The sequence below is a fragment of the Methanobacterium sp. CWC-01 genome, from assembly GCF_030323845.1.
Classification (GTDB): Archaea; Methanobacteriota; Methanobacteria; order Methanobacteriales; family Methanobacteriaceae; genus Methanobacterium; species Methanobacterium aridiramus.
Genome location: NZ_CP040735.1, coordinates 1,730,219 through 1,748,929 on the forward strand (window position 1 = coordinate 1,730,219; position 18,711 = coordinate 1,748,929).

The following is an 18,711-nucleotide window of genomic DNA, read 5'->3' on the forward strand; positions in this document are numbered from 1 at the left end:
ATGAATGGTGCCCTGTGGAAAAGGAGTCTTAAAGGGATATCTGCAAGTTAAAATTGAGGATGGACAGAGAATTCATGGTCATCATTCAAACTCTAATTACGACTGATAACTAATTACGACTGATAATAATTGATTAAAAAAAGTACTTCCTTATTTTAATAATTCTTAAAAAAAAATAGTGGCGGGATTATAGAAAATCCCTTTTAAACGCTTAACTTAGGAACTCTGCACCACCACTCCGTTCACGGAGTTGGAGGTAGCGTAGTAGGTCTGGGCGTATCCGTTGGCTTTGTAGTCGTAGTTCACCCATTCACCGTCACTGTATACCTGTACCGATCGGTGTCGGCTGGACTGACTGGTGGCGTACTGGATGATCCGGGCTTTGCTTCCGGATGAGGTCAGTTTACTGTAGAGGTAGGCACTGTTATCCCAGCAGTCTCCGGTTCCTTTACCGCCACTGTAACTGCGGTAAGCGGTTCGGAAGGATTTGGCGTAGGATCTTTTATTGGATACACTGGATTCTGATGATACACCTTGGCTTTCACTGTAGGCCTGGACCTGGGCCAGGTACTGGTCCCATTTTTCCATGGCCTTCTTGGTTTCGTCTCCAACTACACCGTCGACTTGTATTCCTGCTTCTTCCTGGAAGATTCGCACTGCTTTATCTGTGTCGTTACCGAAGTTTCCGTCCACGGATCCATTGTAGTATCCGAAGTCGTACAACCACTGCTGAACTTCTTTTACCTGGTCACCGGTGGCTCCCAGTTTCAGTTCCTGTGGGGTACTGTTGTTTCCCAGGATCTCCTCGGTGCTGGCACCGAAGGGTTTGTTTTCCTGGAGTAAGACTTTCACTTGGTTGGTTTCTGTCCCGGTTATATCCGGGTTAATTATTTCATTTGCGTTGTTTGCGTTTGTGTTTTGAATATTCTGGTCCTGAACAGCACCCGATAGGGGAATGGCTGTCAAGACTAAGGACAATGCAAATAGCATTGTAAGTAAGGGCTTTCGATTAATTCTACCGCCTCCGTGTCCCAAATCTTAAAATTAACCTGGGACTTGACTTACCTCTTTCACTTGATCTTCCCTTATAAAGGCTTCGGTTTCATTCCCGAAAAGGGAAGCAACTAGAACTTATTTTACAAAAATAAGCCTTATCTGAGCCTTTCGATGGGGGGTTAGCCGGATACCTTCTATCCGTGTTCAATTTGACTCTAACTCCATCCATCAATTCCCGATTTCTTAAATTGACTGAAAATATACCACATTCGGGCCGGGGTGTTGGGATCATGTGGGATATAAGGGGCATCTCCATCTTTTCTGGTTACTGGGAGGGGATAGTGCCCAGTTTTAAAGAATCTAGGTGGTAAACAGTCTTTTATGGTGCTAGAAACCTTAACCGTCCTTTTTTCGATCTGTTCTTAATTTTTTTAAGATAGCCGGTGGGGCTCCCTTATTATAAAATTGAATATTTGATAATAACTCCTTAAATCTGGATCAGCATCCTAAAATCAGCATATAAAATTTTCTATAATTCACCAAACACCAAATGATTTATATAGGGGCGTATTAATCTAATTATGAGGTAGGAGTGGAAAACCGGGGTTATTACAAACCAATATTATCATCCTACGTGGATGAGATTAAATCCTCCTGTGATACCCGTTGGTCACTGGCATCCCCGGCCAGGGCAACCCTTCCACCGTTTACCTGTGTATCAATTTCACCTCTCCCGTGTTAGAGGCCAGCATGGGGGCGAAGTAGGGTAAAACCTACCCATTCGCATATTATAAGTTGGGAACACATGCCCAACTTATCCCCATACTAATCCCCCCGACACCAGGATGTGATGACTAATTTTAAGGTACCTAACTCTTTAAAACCGGCTGATAATGATCAGGGATTTTTAATGGAAAATCTTTTATGAGGGGGGTTCCAATATATGAGAGGTTTAAGTTTCTTGTAAAAATTGAGAAGTATATGAGCGGTTTTAGTTTCTAGTAAAAATTGAGTGATACCATGACCTGTAACATATTAGTTGGTGGTAGCTGGGGAGATGAAGGCAAAGGAAAATGCATCACCTACCTGTGCTATAAAGACCAACCAGACATCATCGCCCGAGCCGGTGTGGGCCCTAACGCCGGCCATTCTGTTGAATTTCATGGGGATAAGTATGGCCTGCGCATGATACCCTCCGGTTTCGTCTACACCGGAGCACGCTTACTGATAGGTGCCGGGGTTCTGGTGGACCCCGAGGTGTTCCACTACGAACTGGACTACCTGAACAAGTACCAGGTGAAGGGACGTACCTTCGCCGATCTAAGGTGCAGTATCATCGAGCCCAAGCACAAAGAGCAGGACAAGGCCAACGAGTACCTGGCCAAGAAGATTGGCAGCACCGGCACTGGCTGCGGACCGGGTAACCGGGACCGGGTCATGCGGGTGGCCAAGCAGGCCCGGGACTGGGAGAGTATGGAGGGCTTCACCGCCGACGTGCCCCTGGAGGTTAACACCGCCCTGGATGAGGGTAAGGATGTTTTCATTGAAGGCAGTCAGGGCTATGGTTTATCCCTGTACTACGGTACCTATCCCTTCGTCACCAGCAAGGACACCACCGCCTCCACCGCCGCCGCGGACATCGGGGTGGGACCCACCCGCATCGATGAGGTGATGGTGGTCTTCAAATCCTACACCACCCGGGTGGGAGAGGGACCCTTCCCCACCGAGATCAAACAGGAAGAAGCCGAGAGCAGGGGCTTGGAGGAATACGGAACCGTCACCGGCCGAAGACGCCGGGTGGGTGAATTCGATATGGAGTTCGCCCGGGAAAGCTGCATGATCAACGGGGCCACCCAGATCGCCCTGACCTGCGTGGACCGTATCTACCCGGCCTGTGAACGGGTTAAAGATTACGCAGATCTCTCCGGTGAAGTTAAACGCTTCGTGGAGGATATCCAGGACGCCACCGGGGTGCCGGTTACCATCATCGGCACCGGACCGGACATGGAGGACACCATCGACCTCCGGGATGAACTGCTCTAGTGGGGGTATAGTATGCTGGAGATCACTGTGGAGGCCATCAAGGGCCGTTGCCCGGTCTACCGTAAGGGAGATCGGATGGTATTCGACGGTCCCGAGATCGTTTTAGAAGATACCGATGCCCTGTGCACCCATGCCCTGTCCACCATCCTGCACTACACCACCATCCTGGATGAGCACTGGATCCCCCTGGAGCTGGGACTGACCCGGGAGGGTGATGAGGAACACGCCTACCTGCAGTGCGCTGATCCCGGCCAGCCCTACACCGAGGGTGGTACGGTGATCTTCTGCTGCCGCCAAGTAAAAGGAGGCGATTAAAATTAGGGTATTCATTTTAACCAGTGGAAACTACGGCAGCCGGGTGGTTAACTACCTGGCGGACCAGGGCCTGGCCCAGAGTATAGTGGCCCTGGAGGAAATCCCCGAGGATTTACCGGAATTTATTGATGAGGTGGAGGAGTACCTGCCCGCCCATCTGCCCGAATCGGATCTGGTACTGGCGGTGGGACTCTATGGTGATATTAACCTGCTGGTGCCCCTCATCGCCCAGAAGACCGGGGCCCAGTCGGTGATGATACCCATCCACGACCCGGCCCAGCTGCCCCCGGGCCTCTTACGGGAGGTGGAGGAATCCGCCCCGGATATTAAGATGGTATTTCCCCGTCCCTTCTGCACCCTGCTACCGGTGGGTGACCCCTACATTGACGAATTCGCCGAAAGGTTCGGTAAACCAGAAGTGAAGGTGGAGGGTGATGATTACGTTAAGAAGATCATCGTCCTTCGAGGTGCGCCCTGTGGCTGCACCGATTACATCGCCCGGGAACTGGAAGGCTTCCCCCTGGAGGAGGCCGAACTGGAGGCGGGTAACAAGTTCCACAACTATCCCTGCCTGGCCAGTATGAAGGATGACACCATATCCGGAGACACCCTGATGCACATCGCCGGCTACCAGGCCAAAGAGGCCATTAAACGGTCCCTGGGATACGCCATCAAATCAGCCGTGGTGGACCCCGAGGACTGTGAGGGAGATGACTGTGAACATGCCTGCCTGGAGCACTGCCCCCAGGTGCGCAGTGGAATAGCCACCATCACCCTGGATGCTGATGGTAAGGCAGTTATCGACCCGGCCAGCTGTGGATTGTGCGAGATCTGCCTGCAGAAATGTCCCTACGGGGCCATAGAAATAGAAGAAGGACCCATCAAGTGGTAATCTTATGATCAACAGCAAAGCCCTCCGGGACCGTCAATACATCAGGGACAACAGTAAAAAGGGCCGGGTGGTGTTCATAGGCGCCGGACCCGGCGACCCGGAACTAGTAACCCGCAAGGGCTACCGTATCATCAAGGAAGCCGACGTCATCATCTACGCCGGGAGTTTAGTCAACCCCGAGGTCCTGGCTGAACATAAAAGGGATGCTGAAATCTTCAACAGTGCCCATATGAATCTGGAGGAGATGGTGGAGGTCATGGAAAAAGCCACCCAACAGGGACTGCTGGTGGCCCGGGTGCACACCGGCGACCCATCCATCTACGGGGCTCTGGCCGAACAGATACAGGCCCTGCGTAACCGGAATATTCTTTATGAGATCGTGCCTGGTGTGTCTTCTCTTTTCGCTGCGGCTGCGGCGGTGGAGGCTGAGCTAACCAGGCCAGAGGTTTCCCAGACGGTGATTATCACCCGGCCAGCGGGTCGGACCCCCAAACCGGAACGGGAGAGTATAAAGTACCTGGCCCAGCACCAGGCCACCATGTGCATCTTCCTGGGGGTGAACATGATCGAAAACGTGGTTCTGGAGTTAAAGGAGCACTACCCGGAGGATACTCCGGTGGCGGTGGTGAAACGGGCCAGCTGGCCTGACCAGGAAGTGCTACGGGGCACCCTGAAGGATATAACCGCTAAGGTGGAAGCAGCGGGTATCAAGAAGACGGCGCTGATCCTGGTGGGAGAGGCCCTCAGCGATGACCCGGTGGTGCCCAGTAAACTGTACCAGGCCGGCTTCAGCCACGAGTACCGGGACCAGTAGCATCAATCTTTTAGTAGGACTATATTGTGAAAAAGTAACAATATTATTTTAAGTAGAAGAAGTCACAATATAATAGAAGTTGAGGTAAAGGGGGTTTAAAGGATTACCGAAAGTCCCAGAATATTGATTGTAGAGGATGATGGACTGATAGCCCTGGATATCCAGAGGAGACTGGAATCCTGGGGTTACGAGGCCCTGGCCGTGGTGGACTCCAGTGAAGAGGCCGTGAAAAAGGCCCTGCTGCTACGTCCGGATCTGATTTTAATGGACATCGTGCTGCGGGGAGAAAAAGACGGCATCGAAGCAGTGGAGAACATCAAAAAACACGTGGATGTGCCGGTGATATACACCACCGCCTACGCCGATGCCAGTACCATGGAACGGGCCCGGGACACCCAGCCCGAGGCCTACATCATCAAGCCCTACGACTTCAAGAAGATGAAGGGATTCATCAACATGGCCCTGCAGAAAGGGGCCAGGATTAAAAGTCTTAAAAAAACCAACAACCAGTGCTGGGTACTTTTTGAAAAATCAGCCAACGGTATACTGCTTTTAGAGGTTATAACCGGCCCTGAGGGACACGTCATAGACTTCACCATCGAGGACGCCAACCCCGCCTTCCAGGCCATGATCCGCCTGAACCGGGAGTCCCTGCAGGGAGAAAGATACTCACAGGTCTTCCCCATAGAAGAAGAAGACATTCTCCTGGAGACCATGGCCTCCGCGGCCCTGCTGCGCAAATCCGAACAACTGGAATACTATTCTGAGGGACTTAAACGCTACTACGATGTCATGGTACTCTCCACTGGCAAGAAGGAATTAACGGTGCACTTCACCGACATCACTCGCATGAAAAGATGTGAAGAACTGCGAAGGGAGTCCCAGCTCAACTTCCGCCGCTTGATGGAGAATGCCGGGTGGGTGTTCTACCGGATATCCATCCCGGACGGCCAACTGGAGTACATGTCCCCCCACATGGAACAGCTCTCCGGATACACCGTGGAGGAGATCCTGCAACTACCCCTGCTTTTACAGGAGATAATACATCCGGACTGGCAGCAGGAGATGGACCAGAAGATGAAAGACGTCCTAGAGGGTAAGGAAGAGAAGACCTACAAGTACCCCATCATCACCAAGGACGGCCAGACCCGCTGGATCGAACAGAACCACCTGGTGGTCAAGGATGATGAAGGCAACCCGGTGGCCATCGAGGCGGTTATCCGGACTCCTGAGAAGTGATACTATCCATATATTCTTTTTTATATCATCGATTTTTTTCCTATAGTGTCCCTATACCGGCCATAATTAATATGAAGAATTTGTATGAGAATAGGAAAAATACTTATACTATAGATGACACAACAACATTGTCGAGTGTGAACAATTTGTCTTTGTTCACGATCGTGTTTATTATGAAATTTACCCATTGTAAAAGGAGGTGAAAAAGTGCAAAAAAACCTACAAAAAAAGTTAATACTTCTCTTAGTGACTGCAGCGTTTGTCTTCACCATTATGGGGGCGGCCAGCGCGGCAACTATTCCAACCGAAATGGATCTTGATGTCGCTTCAGACCCAGTTCATGTGGGGGACTCCGTTACGCTAACCGCGCATCTGGAAGCCAATCCAACCGGACCCAATAACAACTTCGACGTTTCGGGGGTTAACATAGCCTTTTACGATACCACATCCAGCCCGACTTACTTGGGTAGCAGTGTAACCGATGCCAATGGTGATGCCAGTTTCATTGTCACACCTTCAACTAGTGGAGACAAAGAATACGGGGCATACTATGCAGGGCGTTCTGATCCCAATCCCGCAGTGGATCCACCATATGGATACCAGTCCAGCTATGATCAGGAAGATCTGGAGGTCAGATCCCCGCCAAGCTTAACTGTGTCCAAAAGTGATAGTCCTGACCCAGTCACGGTAGGTAATACCCTGACCTACACCATGGTCGTTACCAACACCGGTTCTAGTAGGGCTTACAATGTGAACATCGCCGACATCGTACCTAGCGGACTGACTAACGTCCAGTACTCTACCGGCGGCGGATGGTCATCCTACACTTCCGGAACTCTGATTAGCCTGGGAAACATTAACGGCTACCAATCTAGAACCTTCTATGTTAGAGGAACCGTAAGCCCAAGCGCAGCAGGTACCCTCACCAACACCGCACGAGTCTACACTTGTAATACTCTAAGAGCTCAGGACACTGAAACCACCACTGTGGTTAGGCAGGCTGATCTGGGTATTACCAAGGTTGATAGTGTGGATCCAGTGATTGCAGGTAATGAGTTGACCTATACCATTACCGTGACCAACAGTGGTCCTTCCACCATCCAATCCAGTGACACCTTCTACGTAATTGACACCCTACCAGCTAACTTCCTGGCCATGTTTTACACGCCCAGTGCCGGTACATACGACAGTACTACTGGTGCCTGGACTGGTGTGACTCTGGCTCCGGGTCAGAGTGTGACCTTAACCATTGATGGTGATGTAAGTCAGTGGGCCACCGGTACCTTGACCAACACGGTAACGGTAACTCCGCCCACTGGGGTTACTGATCCATACCCTGCCAACAACACCGCCACAGCCACCACTACAGTGAACAATGAAGCCAATTTAGTGGTAACTAAATCGGACTCTCCAGATCCAGTGACTGCCGGTACTCAACTGGTATATGCCATGTCCATCACCAACAACGGCCCCTCAGTGGCCTATGCGGTGAGCTTTGAGGATGTGTTACCCGCCGCCTTAACTGGTGCGGAGTATTCCCTGGACAATTTAGTCTGGAATCCATACACCTCTGGACAGAACGTACTCCTGGGAGACATAGACCGGGCAGTAACAGTTAACTTCTGGATCAGGGGAATCATTGACCCTGCCACTATGCCGGGAGATATCTTGAACACCGTGAACGTGTTTAAAGGAGCAACCTCGGGAGGACAGGCCACCGCTGAAACCATAGTTACCAACCAGGCACCACTGACCATCACCAAAACCGCAGATAAAGCCCAGCCCAACGTTGGTGATGAAGTAACCTACACCATCACCGTCAGTAACGCTGGTCCCAGTACCGCCACCAACCTGGTGATAACCGACACCATCCCTGCTGGTATGGAATACGTGGGATCCAGTGATGGAGGATCATACAGTGCCGGTGTGGTTACCTGGAACGCAGGCAACCTGGCCGCTGGAGGTGAAGTTACCCGTACCGTCACCGTGAGGGTTCTACCCGCCGCTGCCGGTAAAAATGTAACTAACACTGCCTCCGCATTCCACGATGAATCCCTAACTGATCCAGTAACTGCTCAGGCCACGGTCTACGTGCCATCTGCCGACTTAGTACTTACTAAAACGGTGGATAAGACCACACCGACGGTGAAGGACACCGTTATATTCACCTTAATTGTGAACAACAACGGACCCGACACCGCCGTGGATGTAACTGTCAACGACAAGTTACCCGCCGGTCTGACCTACGTGTCCCATGTGGCTAACTTCGGAACCTACGACCCCGCTACTGGTCTGTGGACCATCGCCAGCTTACCTAACGGTGCATCTGCCGTCCTGACCATCACTGCCGTGGTGGAACAGTCCGGACAGATCGTCAACCAGGCCAACGTCACCGCCTTAACCTGGGACCCTAACCTGGATGATAACGCAGCCTCTGCTGCCATGAATGTCCAGGAACAACCAGGACCAGAACCAGTACCGGTAAATGGTAAGACGGTGGACATGGAGAAAACCGGAGCACCAATCTTTGCTCTACTGGTTGCATTCTTCATGCTCGTAGCAGGAATGGTACTACCACGACGCAAATAACTAAAAACCCAAATTTGGGGGATCTCCCTGGGAGATTCCCATTTTCTCTATTTTTTTTAAAATAACAAAACAAATATTTTCATCAATTCTACCGTTAAGACCATTTTTTTTGAATTTTCACCAATAACTCCTTCTTTTTTATCTAATTTGGATATTTAAAACTCTTTGTGGGAGTAATGGTAGAAACAATCAAATTTCGATGGAGATATCTGATGAGGAGAATTCTCTTTTTATATCCGTTTAAAGTCAAAGGGATCATTAGTACTTGATACCACAATTTAAGGTTGCGATAAAAATTATTATTATCCGGAGTTTTGAAAAAAAAATTCCATTTTACCTGTCCCGTGGTGTCGTCAATAGTTAACGGTGATTTCCTTTTTTCCTTATCTTGGAGGTAAAACCTGCAATATTTAGAGGATCTTACCCTAGAATGATCTTTTACCCCTCTGGAGTATGGTGTATCTCTGGTATAGATGTAGGCTGCTCCGGCGCTGGTAGGCCACCAGGCAGAAGATCAGGGTCTGGCCTGATAATATCAATAGGAGTGGGTCCAGGTTTAATCCGTAGGGAGTGTAGTTCAGGCTCAGGGCCACCAGGGGTGTGATGCCGATGGACAGGCCCACGGATAAGGCCATTCTCTCCAGACTGGCCAGCTGGTCTTTATGGGTGAAGATGGTGGCTACTAGGGAGAAGCCGGGTAAAAATAGGACCAAGACTATGCCTAGGATGGTTTTAAATAGATCCAGTTCTAATTGGGCGGTGAGGACCAGCCACATGCCTAAGAAGGATAGGATCCCAGCCAGTAGGAGGTCCAGGGGCAGGTAATTCTTTCTGCTATCTAGTTCTTCCTGTCGTTGAATCCAGGGCAACGTCAAGTCGGGTTTCAGCGGTGGAATTACCTTCACTTCTTTTTCTCTGGTTACCAGGGTCATTGACTTTATCTTTTCCTCAGGAGCTTTTTCAGGTTCTTTTCTCTCCGGATATTTTTCAGGGGGGGCCACTCTCTTTTCTTCTTTAACATCCGCCGGGGGCTCGGAGTGTTCCGGGATGATGACTTCCACTTCCTCATCACGGGGTATGAGGGGTCCCTTCACCTCTTCTTCCGGAGTATGATCCACGATGATCTCCTCCATCTCGGGAGGGTGTTTTAGGAGGGCTTCATCCTTTTCTTCTTCCTCAGCTTCATGGTCCACAATGATAATCTCAGGGGTTTTCTCTTCCTCCTCAGGAGGTTCTTCTGGTGTTGTGGCTTCCTGTTCGGCTGCTCGCAGAGTCTTGGCATCGTGTTCCACCAGAATTTCACCCTCTTTTATGGCTGGATCCTTTTCCAGGGATGGTTCCTCTTCAGGTGGTTTTCCCATTTCCACCTCCAGTTCCTCTGCTGGTTCCCTTTTTTTCACCGGAGGTTCTCCTCGCCATTCCTTCTCTGGTGGTGTTATTTTGCGGCTGAGGATATCTAGAATGAGCAGTCCTAGGGTGGTGATGCCCATCAGGTACAATAGGGTGAGGGGTGGGAAGATGATGAGGTTGGATAGCCATAACAATAGGGTGCATAGGAATAAGATGAGGCCTGCTAGGATGGCTGTTAACAGGGTGGTAGATACCTTCTGTTGGGGGAGGATGAATAGGAGGAGGGTGTAGATCAAAAGGACCAGGAGTACGAAGTAGGATGCTAAAACAAGGTTGGGTATGAAAAGGAGGATGGATAGGGATAGTCCGGTGAGTATCAGGGCCAGTACTAGGTCCCAGTAGCTTATCCCTTTTTTCTTCCCAGGTTTTCTGGCCTGGGTTCTATCCGGTGCTGAGTTCATACCTATCTATATTTCGTGTTTATGGGATATAAAAGTTTAGAGTCTCACCATAGGGATAATAAGCTTATCCCGGGTATAATAACATGAAATGGAGGTCTAAACAGCTCGATTTAAGATCTCAAGGGATTCATCGAGTATCCTCTTCATAGTTGAACTTCTCCCTGGCCCCTCACGACTTTCGGTGTAATTCAGGGTTAGGCTTAACCTCCCCTCCAGGGTCACCACTGCCACCCCAAAGTCCAGGAAGGGATAGGTGAGAATTGCCAAGTGCAGCCTTTTTAGTTTGAACTTCTCGTACTCCTGACGGGGTTTTAACCAGCCCATGTTAGACATCAACACGTTCGACATATGGTTCATCCGTTCCCGGGCCATTTCCAGGGCCAGGTTCTGGCTCTCCAGGAAGCTGGATATCTTCAGGTTACTGTCCGATGTCATCCCGTAGATGGCAAAGTTTATGGCCTCGTTGAGGGTAGGGCTGGTGTACTCGGCCAGTTTAAGGTGCTGTATTGGGTCCTCTTTTTTTTCTATTAGCACTTCCTGGTGGAAGCGCTGCACATTATCCCAGAATCCTTCCCCAGACTGATAGTCAAATTCCAGATTCAGGGATCCGACCATGAACCCGAAAAAGTCATACCTCGGCTTTCTCAGCTGGCTCCGGAGTTCCAGGGGGATGTTAACACTGGTCCGATCTTCCCCCTCCACCCGTTGTCGGGCGGATAGGAAAGCCACGGATAAGGCGGAGTTAACGCTAACCCCCTCCCGGCGGCAGGCAGATAGGAGGGATGATGTATCCTCCGGGCCCAGTACCGCGGATAGGATCCGGCCCTGGTACCTCTGGTTGTAGCTTTTATGCAGGTCCAGGTAGTCCTGATTAGTGAACAGAAACTGGTTTTTATTCCACCGGCGGTTGATCCGGTCTATGAAGAACTTATCCACCCGGAGCCGTAATTTCAAAGCCAAAGGTGGGGCTGGGAAGTTCCTGGACTGAAAGAGCACCGGCGGCACTTTTTCCAGTTCCTGCTCTTCCAATAGTTGCAGGAGGTCCTGGAGGAGGTTGAGGAGGGATATTCCATCCCCGATGGAGTGCTGGCAGATGATGATGAGATCCGAGACCTCCGGGGATTGGAGCAGGATGTACCTAATGAGGGGGCCTTCTTGGAAGTTGAAGGGCTCCTGGTATTCCTCCTCCACCACCCCCATCCATTGCTCGTTGCCATTCCTGGCCAGTACCTTCAGGATGGGGTCGGCGCAGTCCTGGGTGGTGAACCAGGCCTCCTGGTTTTCATCCACATCCACCCGCACTCCCAGAAGGGGATGTATCATGGTAGCCTTATGGATAGCTTCCTTTAAATCTTCTACTGGGAGGTATCCCTGGATGGTTGCCTTTAAGACCATCTTCTCCGGGATCCGGAAGTACTCCCGGGTGACTCCCATTTTACTTTTAAATCCCTCCATCCTCTGAACCCCTTCCATTAGTGGTAGGTTGTTTACTAATAACAAAAAAAATATGTACAATTAAACAAATATCAATTACTAATCTATACTCTGGGGGGGTGTAGTGGAAATCCTGATCATCAGCTATGCCGAGTGCAAGCACCGTTTAGTACCTGTAAGGCCATGTGGGAGGTGAACATCATATGACACTGAAAAATCCTCTCCAAATGAATGATTGGCCCATAAAACAATTTCTCTTACTCGTATTCTATTTTCAACTAGTCTGGCTCCTCTTGGTGGGATTGGATGTCCTGGACTTCCACTTGCCTCTCCTCCGGCCCCTGTTTAGTTTTATAGTTCTGAGCTTCCTCCCGGGTTATTTATTTCTGCGCATCCTACGGTTGCACCAGCTGGGCAGCGCCACCTCACTACTTTATGCTACTGGCCTGAGCATAGCCAGTTTAATGTTCATCGGTTTATTTCTCAGTGTGATAAGTCCCCTGTTCGGCATCAGCACCCCCATCTCACTGGTCCCCTTAACGGTGACTTTTAACCTGTTTATCTTATTTCTGGCTCTTCTGGCCTACCTGCGGGATAGGGACTTCCAGGCACCGGAGTTCCTCCACTTGGAGGAACTAACATCCCCGGTCCTGCTGTTTTTGTTCCTGTTGCCCATTATGGCCATTTTGGGCACCTATCTTTTGAATCTCTACGGGAACAACACCCTGCAGATGCTGCTTCTCCTGGTTCTGGCCATATTCCCCCTTCTCACCCTGAAGTGGGTGGAGGGGAAATTTTATCCCCTGGTGATTTTCGTCTTATCCCTTTCGGTCCTGTTACACACCAGTCTGGTCAGTTCCTATGTGTGGGGTCCGGATCTTAACGCGGAGTTAATCGTGGCCAACTTTGTAGTGAAAACCTCCCTGTGGAATTTCTCAATATTCGGGGATTATAATGCCATGCTGAGTGTGGTGCTCCTGGCCCCTATTTATTCCATACTATCCCAGCTGAGTCTGGTCTGGATTTTTAAAATAATATATCCCGTCCTATTCTCCTTGGTCCCGGTGGGATTGTATGTAGTGTACCATAAATTCACTGGCCAGCAGAGAGTAGCCTTTGTGGCTTGCATATTCTTCATAACCATTAACGCCTTCTTCAACACCTTGGCGGCCACTGCCCGGCAGGAGATAGCAGAAATATTTCTGGTGTTGATCCTGATGATGGTGTTGGAAGATAGGATCAAAAACTCCCAAACTTATCTATTGTTGCTTTTGATATTTGGATTTTCATTGGTGGTATCCCATTATGGGGTGACTTGGATCTTCCTGCTTATAATCGGCCTCTCCATTCCCATCCTGCTCATCTTAAACTATTTACCCGCCCGGTTCAGAATCAAACATCAAGGATTTAAAAACTTCAGAATCGTAAATTTGGTGTTTCCCCTATTTTTACTGTTTATAGCCTTAACCTGGTACATTTTAGTTACTGATTCATCCATATTCATAAATATTTCTTCTATGGTAATTAGTATCATTACCTCCATAACCGATATCATTACCCAGGACACTTCTCAGGGCTTATACTATCTACAGAGTAATCTACCCTACTTCCAATCCCTAGAAAGATACATGTACTTGTTGTGTGATGTGCTCATCACGGTAGGTATACTGCGGCTAATATGGGATCATGATCTGAAGTTAAACAGTGAATACAAAGCACTCTCCATGGCCAGCTTCTTGGTTCTGGTTTTGGGAATTGTTATGCCCTACTTTTCAGCGGCTCTGAACATAGATCGTCTGTTCCATATTAACCTGTTTTTCCTGGCAGTTTTTTTCGTCACCGGCTTTTTATACTCCATCAAAGGCTTGAACTGGCTTTTGAAAAAAATATCAGGCTCCCGGACTTGGTCTTTGAGTTTAAAAAATTCATTCTATCTCATCGCCGTTTTTCTGATGGTATTTTCTCTTTTCAACACTGCCTTCATCTACCAGGTCTTTGACCAACCCAAATTGGGTAGGTTTGCCTTGGATAATGGCCAGGATTTTTATGTGGTAAACAATCAGGAAATCGGTGCTACGGAGTGGTATAAAGAAAATAGTGATCCTCAGCTGAAGATCTACGCCGATAGTTATAAGAGCGTGTCCCTGGAGAACATGGTCTACTTAAACAGTACTCCTCCCGATTTCGTATTCCTGACCACTGCATATTCCTCCACTGATAGCCAGGTTATCGAAGCAACAGCGGTTCAGATCGAGGATCCTAACAGTATCTATGGTAACTCCTATTTCTTTTTGGGAACCTATGACCTGAAAAACAAGAAATTACTGGCGCGTGGAGATAACGACGTCCTGTACGTTCCATATCAGGAATTTACCAGCCAACTTATTAAACTCTATGATAACGGTGGTTCTTGGATACTAAAAGGTATTGGAGATTAAAAGAAAATGATTATCCACCACCGTATCGTTATTTTTAAAAGTAGAATATAATCGGGGTTAAATCTTTCCAAGGCTAAACGTATACCTATAGTTGTTTCCCTCGGCATAACCAGAGTTATGGTCATTCTCTACTTGGAATAATTTTTCTCCACCAGTTACTCTGGGAGTTTCCCCTTTAAGCTGGTATTTAAAGAGTGTGAGGGGTTTATTTTCATATTGGTATTCGAAAAAATCAGACTCAACCACCAGCTCCCCATGACAGTATTCTTCAATTTTTGGGATGGAATCATCCTGGGAGCCGTTATATACCAATAAAACGTCAAACTGGGGGTAGTATTTGATATGATGATTCTAAAACATTCCAGGGCATCCTCCCAACCATTCCAGTTAAGGATCACCACAGGCTTCATTTCTTAAAAACACCCCTAAATGTACCTTTTTGCCTTGTCATTGTCGAAATTACCATTCAAACCATCCAAATAAGCATGGGTTATGACCATGGCCTTTTTGTATTTATAATCATAAAAGAAAAGTATCAAGAATAGGGTTTTGAGGTAATTTACTAACAATTCTCCATAAAATTTTTTGCTGGTGTGGTAGGTTTTTCCAATCCATATAAAATTCCGGGTAGCGTAGTACTCCATCCAAAACTCATCTGACGGAATTTTCTCGATGGACCTTCCCAGAAAATTTATGGTAGATCCCCCCCTCGTGAGCAGGGGATGGTAAATGATGCTGGATGTAACCAGCAATATACGGCAAGCTCTTCTAATACGGATGCAGTATTCCACATCATCATGGATCATGAAAAATTCTTTTTTGGGAAAACCGGCACTGTCTATGGCTTTTTTATTTAATAAGATCCCTACAAATGATGCAAAATCTATTTCAACAACCTCTGATTCTTGGTAGTCTCGGGGGGTTAATGGTTTCGGGATATCGGGGAAAATATGGTTAAAATCAAAGTCGCCCCTGGTATCTTCCAGGATGTGATGGTCCACATCTTGCACCACACTGGCCAGGGCCGCCCTATCATCCTGGTGAAAATATTTGCTCAACTCCTCCAGGGCCTTCCTGTCAGGGAAAGCATCATCATCCATGAGCCACATCCACTGGCAGCCACTCTGGTGGGCCTTTTTAAGCCCTTCATAGTAGCCTCCCGCCCCCCCCAAATTTTCGGGCAATCTAATATAATTTATTCCAATCTGCTGATGGCGGTGGGTAACCTCAGCGACCATCTCCCCAGTTTCCGGTACTTCCTCCAAGTAACCCTTTTCATGTAGGAGCTGGCCTGTGCCGTCCTGGGAGTTGTTATCCACGATATAGATACAATTCAATGGCCGGGTCTGGTTTTTCAGGGCCTCTAAACATTCTATTAATAGTTCCCGGCGGTTGTAGGTTACCACCACCGCACAAACCCTATCATTCATGGGCTATTTTCTCCTGGAAGACCTGCAGTGCCTTGCTGGTCACATCACTCATGTTGTAGTACCGGTACTCCCCCAGACGTCCCAGGCAGATGAGGTTTCCGAATTCATCCGCCCGTGCCTGGTACCTCTGGTAAAGCTGATGATTCCTTTTTTGGGGGATGGGATAGTATGGTAGGTTCCGGTCCCGTTGATAGGCCTGGGGGTACTCCCTGACGATGGTGGTCCGGGGATGCTTTTGTCCAGTGAGGTGTTTGAATTCGGTGATCCGGGTGTAAAGATGATTATTGGGGTAGTTAACTGTCCCCGCTTCCTGGTAGAACTCCTGATCCAGGGTTTCAAACTTGAATCGCAGGGATCGGTAGGGAAGCTCCCCGTACTGGTAATTGAAAAGTTCATCGATCCTCCCGGTGTAGATCATCATACCCGTAAACTGTTCCCCCTCCAGGCGGATCTTCTTAGAATCAAAATCTATTTCTACCAGATCCTTATAATCAGTATTCAACCGTAGTTCTATAAGTGGGTTGGCCAGCATTTTACTAAAAATCGGTGTATAACCCTCCCTGGGCATCTTCTGATGGGAATCCTGGAAGTAACGGTCATCAAGGGATATATACACTGGCACCCTCCCGGTAACGGAGGGATCCAGTTCTTCAGGTAGGAAACCCCACTGCTTGATGGTGTAGTTTAAAAATACCTGTTCATATATGAAATCAGCCAGGGATGATAACTCCTCATCCTCCATCTCCTTCAACTCCAGGATGGGGATTCTAGCTCCGTACCCAAATTTCTCCACCAGCCGGGACTCCAACCTATTCGCGGTCTCGGTTGGGAAGAGTTGATGTAGAGACTGGAGATTGAAGGGAATGGGAACCTTTTCACCCTGCACCGAACCCAGCACCCGGTGCTGGTAGTCATGCCAGGATGTGAATTGGGAGAAATAATCCCAAACTTCCTCAGAATCAGTGTGGAAGATGTGGGGGCCGTACTTATGCACCAGGATACCCTCCTGGTTAAAGAAGTCATGGCAGTTCCCACCTACATGGCCCCTTTTTTCGATTAAAAGAACACTCTTAGAGAGGACATTGGCTATCCTCTCGGACATAACCGAACCTGCCAATCCTGCGCCTACCACGAGATAGTCAAACATATTTTATCAGGCTCCTATCATCTTTATGCCCTTACGTTGTAGAAATAGGAACATGGTCAAGGTGAGGAAGGTCTCTGCCGTTAAAAAGGATAGGGCCGTACCCACCTCTTGGAAGAGGGGGACCAGGACCAGGGCCAGGAGGATGTTGATGCCTCCCGCAGCCAGAACTATCCTGGAAAGTGCCCTTTCGTAGTTGAGGGGGATCATGGTCTGGATGCCGAACACGTTACTTAAACCCACAATTAATGGTAAAAAGGCCAGAATCCTTAAAACCATGATGGCTGGTGTGTACTGGTCTCCGAAGAGGATGTTCACTATTAAAGGCGAGAATACAAAGAGCAGTAGGGAGAGGCTGAGTCCAATCCCAATCATGATCTTAGTGATCTGCCGGAGGAACTGTACTCCTTTCTTATGAGACTCGTCCACCACCCGACTGATATGGGGAAACAGGGCCTGGCTGAGGGGGTTTAAAAGACCCAGAACAGCTAAGACTACTTTCTCCGCCACGGCGTAGTAACTGACTACAACGTTGTTAGTCAGAACACCCAGTATAAAGATGTTGGAGGTAGTGTACAGGGTCACCGCCGCGGATGACAGGAAGATATGCCAGCCCTCCTGGAGATGATGTTTAAAAAGCTCCCCATCCGGGATTTTCAGTTGGATATGGTAGTCTTTAAGGGCGATCCTTAAACCCAGAAGTCCAGCCACCAGGAACCCCACCGAGTTTATGAGGGGCACGTAGAGATAATCCGCCGTAGTCCTGATGAAGATAAAGACCGACACCGTGAAGATGGCCTGGGCCAGAACATTCAAGACGGTGATGTATTTCATCTTCTCTATCCCCTGGAAAAACCATACCGGGAATAGGACGTTGCCTACCACCATCCCAAAGCTGAAAAAGTACACCAACCACTCGGCTCGGAACTGTTCCACGCCCAGCACCACCACCGTCAAGATGAGAAAACTCAGAAGCATCAGCATGAACTTGATAAAAAGCACGGAACTGAATATTTCCGATACCTTGCCTGGATCCTCCCGACAGATGGAGATCTCCCGGGTGGCTGATAAATTAAAACCATAGTTGGTTAAAATAACAAAGTAAAAAACCAAGGCAGTGGCAAAGGCTATTAAACCATACCTTTCCGGCCCTAAAACCCGTACCAGGTAGGGTAGAGTTATGAGGGGGAGTAGGTAGCCGGCAATCTGCAGACTGGAAAGGGAGATAATATTCTCCAGCACCCTCCGGTATTCCTTTTTCCTCAGGATGTGTAGAATTTTATGTAGTTTCATTTTAGAATCATCACCCCCCCAGGTTCTAAAACTAATTATATGTTGATCTGTTACTTGTAGGTGTATTCACCTTGATAGTTTAAATTATTTGAGGTAATTGGTAGTTACTAGTAATGGGTGCAGGGTGGGGTATATTAACAGCATACCACTTGTATCTCCAGCGGCCCCGTTTCTTCGGCTCTATTTTTTGACTTTCATTAGTACTATCCAGGCTTGGATAGAATGCCAGGTCTGAACTGTATAGATACGATTCTAAACTTGTTAAAGCACAAG

The 18,711-nt window shown here is 48.5% G+C and carries 14 protein-coding genes; 7 read left to right on the forward strand and 7 right to left on the reverse strand.

Annotation, left to right across the window (positions count from 1 at the left end; genetic code table 11):
• Positions 1-216 precede the first annotated feature (216 nt).
• Positions 217-978 carry a peptidoglycan-binding protein gene (locus FGU46_RS09515; protein WP_286474547.1) on the reverse strand — a complete coding sequence of 254 codons (762 nt, stop codon included), beginning with the start codon at positions 976-978 and terminating at the stop codon, positions 217-219.
• Positions 979-2,016: 1,038 nt separating this feature from the next.
• On the opposite strand from FGU46_RS09515, the gene FGU46_RS09520 reads away from it, so the two are divergent.
• The 6 genes from FGU46_RS09520 to FGU46_RS09545 all read left to right on the forward strand — a co-directional run bounded on the left by FGU46_RS09520 (position 2,017) and on the right by FGU46_RS09545 (position 8,888).
• The gene (locus FGU46_RS09520) at positions 2,017-3,039 is read left to right on the forward strand and encodes an adenylosuccinate synthetase (protein WP_286474549.1); all 1,023 of its coding nucleotides are present in this window, start codon (positions 2,017-2,019) and stop codon (positions 3,037-3,039) included.
• Positions 3,040-3,051: 12 nt separating this feature from the next.
• Positions 3,052-3,354 carry a TIGR04076 family protein gene (locus FGU46_RS09525; RefSeq protein ID WP_286474551.1) on the forward strand — a complete coding sequence of 101 codons (303 nt, stop codon included), beginning with the start codon at positions 3,052-3,054 and terminating at the stop codon, positions 3,352-3,354.
• 13 nt (positions 3,355-3,367) lie between these two features.
• Complete coding sequence (locus FGU46_RS09530; protein ID WP_286478454.1) at positions 3,368-4,246, forward strand: DUF166 domain-containing protein; 879 nt, start codon at positions 3,368-3,370, stop codon at positions 4,244-4,246.
• A gap of 4 nt (positions 4,247-4,250) precedes the next feature.
• Positions 4,251-5,060, forward strand: a complete 810-nt coding sequence (cobM, locus tag FGU46_RS09535) for a precorrin-4 C(11)-methyltransferase (protein ID WP_286474553.1) — start codon at positions 4,251-4,253, stop codon at positions 5,058-5,060.
• Positions 5,061-5,183: 123 nt separating this feature from the next.
• Positions 5,184-6,299 (forward strand): response regulator, encoded by a 1,116-nt coding sequence (locus tag FGU46_RS09540; RefSeq protein WP_286474556.1) that lies wholly within the window; start codon positions 5,184-5,186, stop codon positions 6,297-6,299.
• A 207-nt stretch (positions 6,300-6,506) separates the two neighbouring features.
• Entirely contained in the window at positions 6,507-8,888 is a 2,382-nt protein-coding gene (locus FGU46_RS09545) for a DUF7507 domain-containing protein (protein WP_286474558.1), read from the forward strand.
• Positions 8,889-9,313: 425 nt separating this feature from the next.
• Here the strand turns inward: FGU46_RS09545 and FGU46_RS09550 are convergent, their stop codons facing one another.
• On the reverse strand, positions 9,314-10,699 hold the full coding sequence (locus tag FGU46_RS09550; RefSeq protein WP_286474560.1) for a DUF1616 domain-containing protein: 1,386 nt from the start codon (positions 10,697-10,699) through the stop codon (positions 9,314-9,316).
• A 96-nt stretch (positions 10,700-10,795) separates the two neighbouring features.
• Positions 10,796-12,154 (reverse strand): condensation domain-containing protein, encoded by a 1,359-nt coding sequence (locus FGU46_RS09555; protein WP_286474562.1) that lies wholly within the window; start codon positions 12,152-12,154, stop codon positions 10,796-10,798.
• A gap of 182 nt (positions 12,155-12,336) precedes the next feature.
• Here FGU46_RS09555 and FGU46_RS09560 point away from each other — a divergent pair, with 182 nt between their 5' ends.
• The gene (locus FGU46_RS09560; RefSeq protein WP_286474565.1) at positions 12,337-14,571 is read left to right on the forward strand and encodes a DUF2206 domain-containing protein; all 2,235 of its coding nucleotides are present in this window, start codon (positions 12,337-12,339) and stop codon (positions 14,569-14,571) included.
• A 57-nt stretch (positions 14,572-14,628) separates the two neighbouring features.
• Here the strand turns inward: FGU46_RS09560 and FGU46_RS09565 are convergent, their stop codons facing one another.
• The 4 genes from FGU46_RS09565 to FGU46_RS09580 form a co-directional block, all read right to left on the reverse strand.
• Complete coding sequence (locus FGU46_RS09565; RefSeq protein WP_286474566.1) at positions 14,629-14,817, reverse strand: hypothetical protein; 189 nt, start codon at positions 14,815-14,817, stop codon at positions 14,629-14,631.
• 179 nt (positions 14,818-14,996) lie between these two features.
• Complete coding sequence (locus tag FGU46_RS09570; protein ID WP_286474568.1) at positions 14,997-16,001, reverse strand: glycosyltransferase family 2 protein; 1,005 nt, start codon at positions 15,999-16,001, stop codon at positions 14,997-14,999.
• Positions 15,994-17,148 (reverse strand): UDP-galactopyranose mutase, encoded by a 1,155-nt coding sequence (gene glf / locus FGU46_RS09575; protein WP_286474570.1) that lies wholly within the window; start codon positions 17,146-17,148, stop codon positions 15,994-15,996. Before glf ends, FGU46_RS09570 begins: the two co-directional genes overlap by 8 nt.
• A 6-nt stretch (positions 17,149-17,154) precedes the next feature.
• Positions 17,155-18,438 carry a flippase gene (locus FGU46_RS09580; RefSeq protein WP_286474571.1) on the reverse strand — a complete coding sequence of 428 codons (1,284 nt, stop codon included), beginning with the start codon at positions 18,436-18,438 and terminating at the stop codon, positions 17,155-17,157.
• Positions 18,439-18,711: the final 273 nt, after the last annotated feature.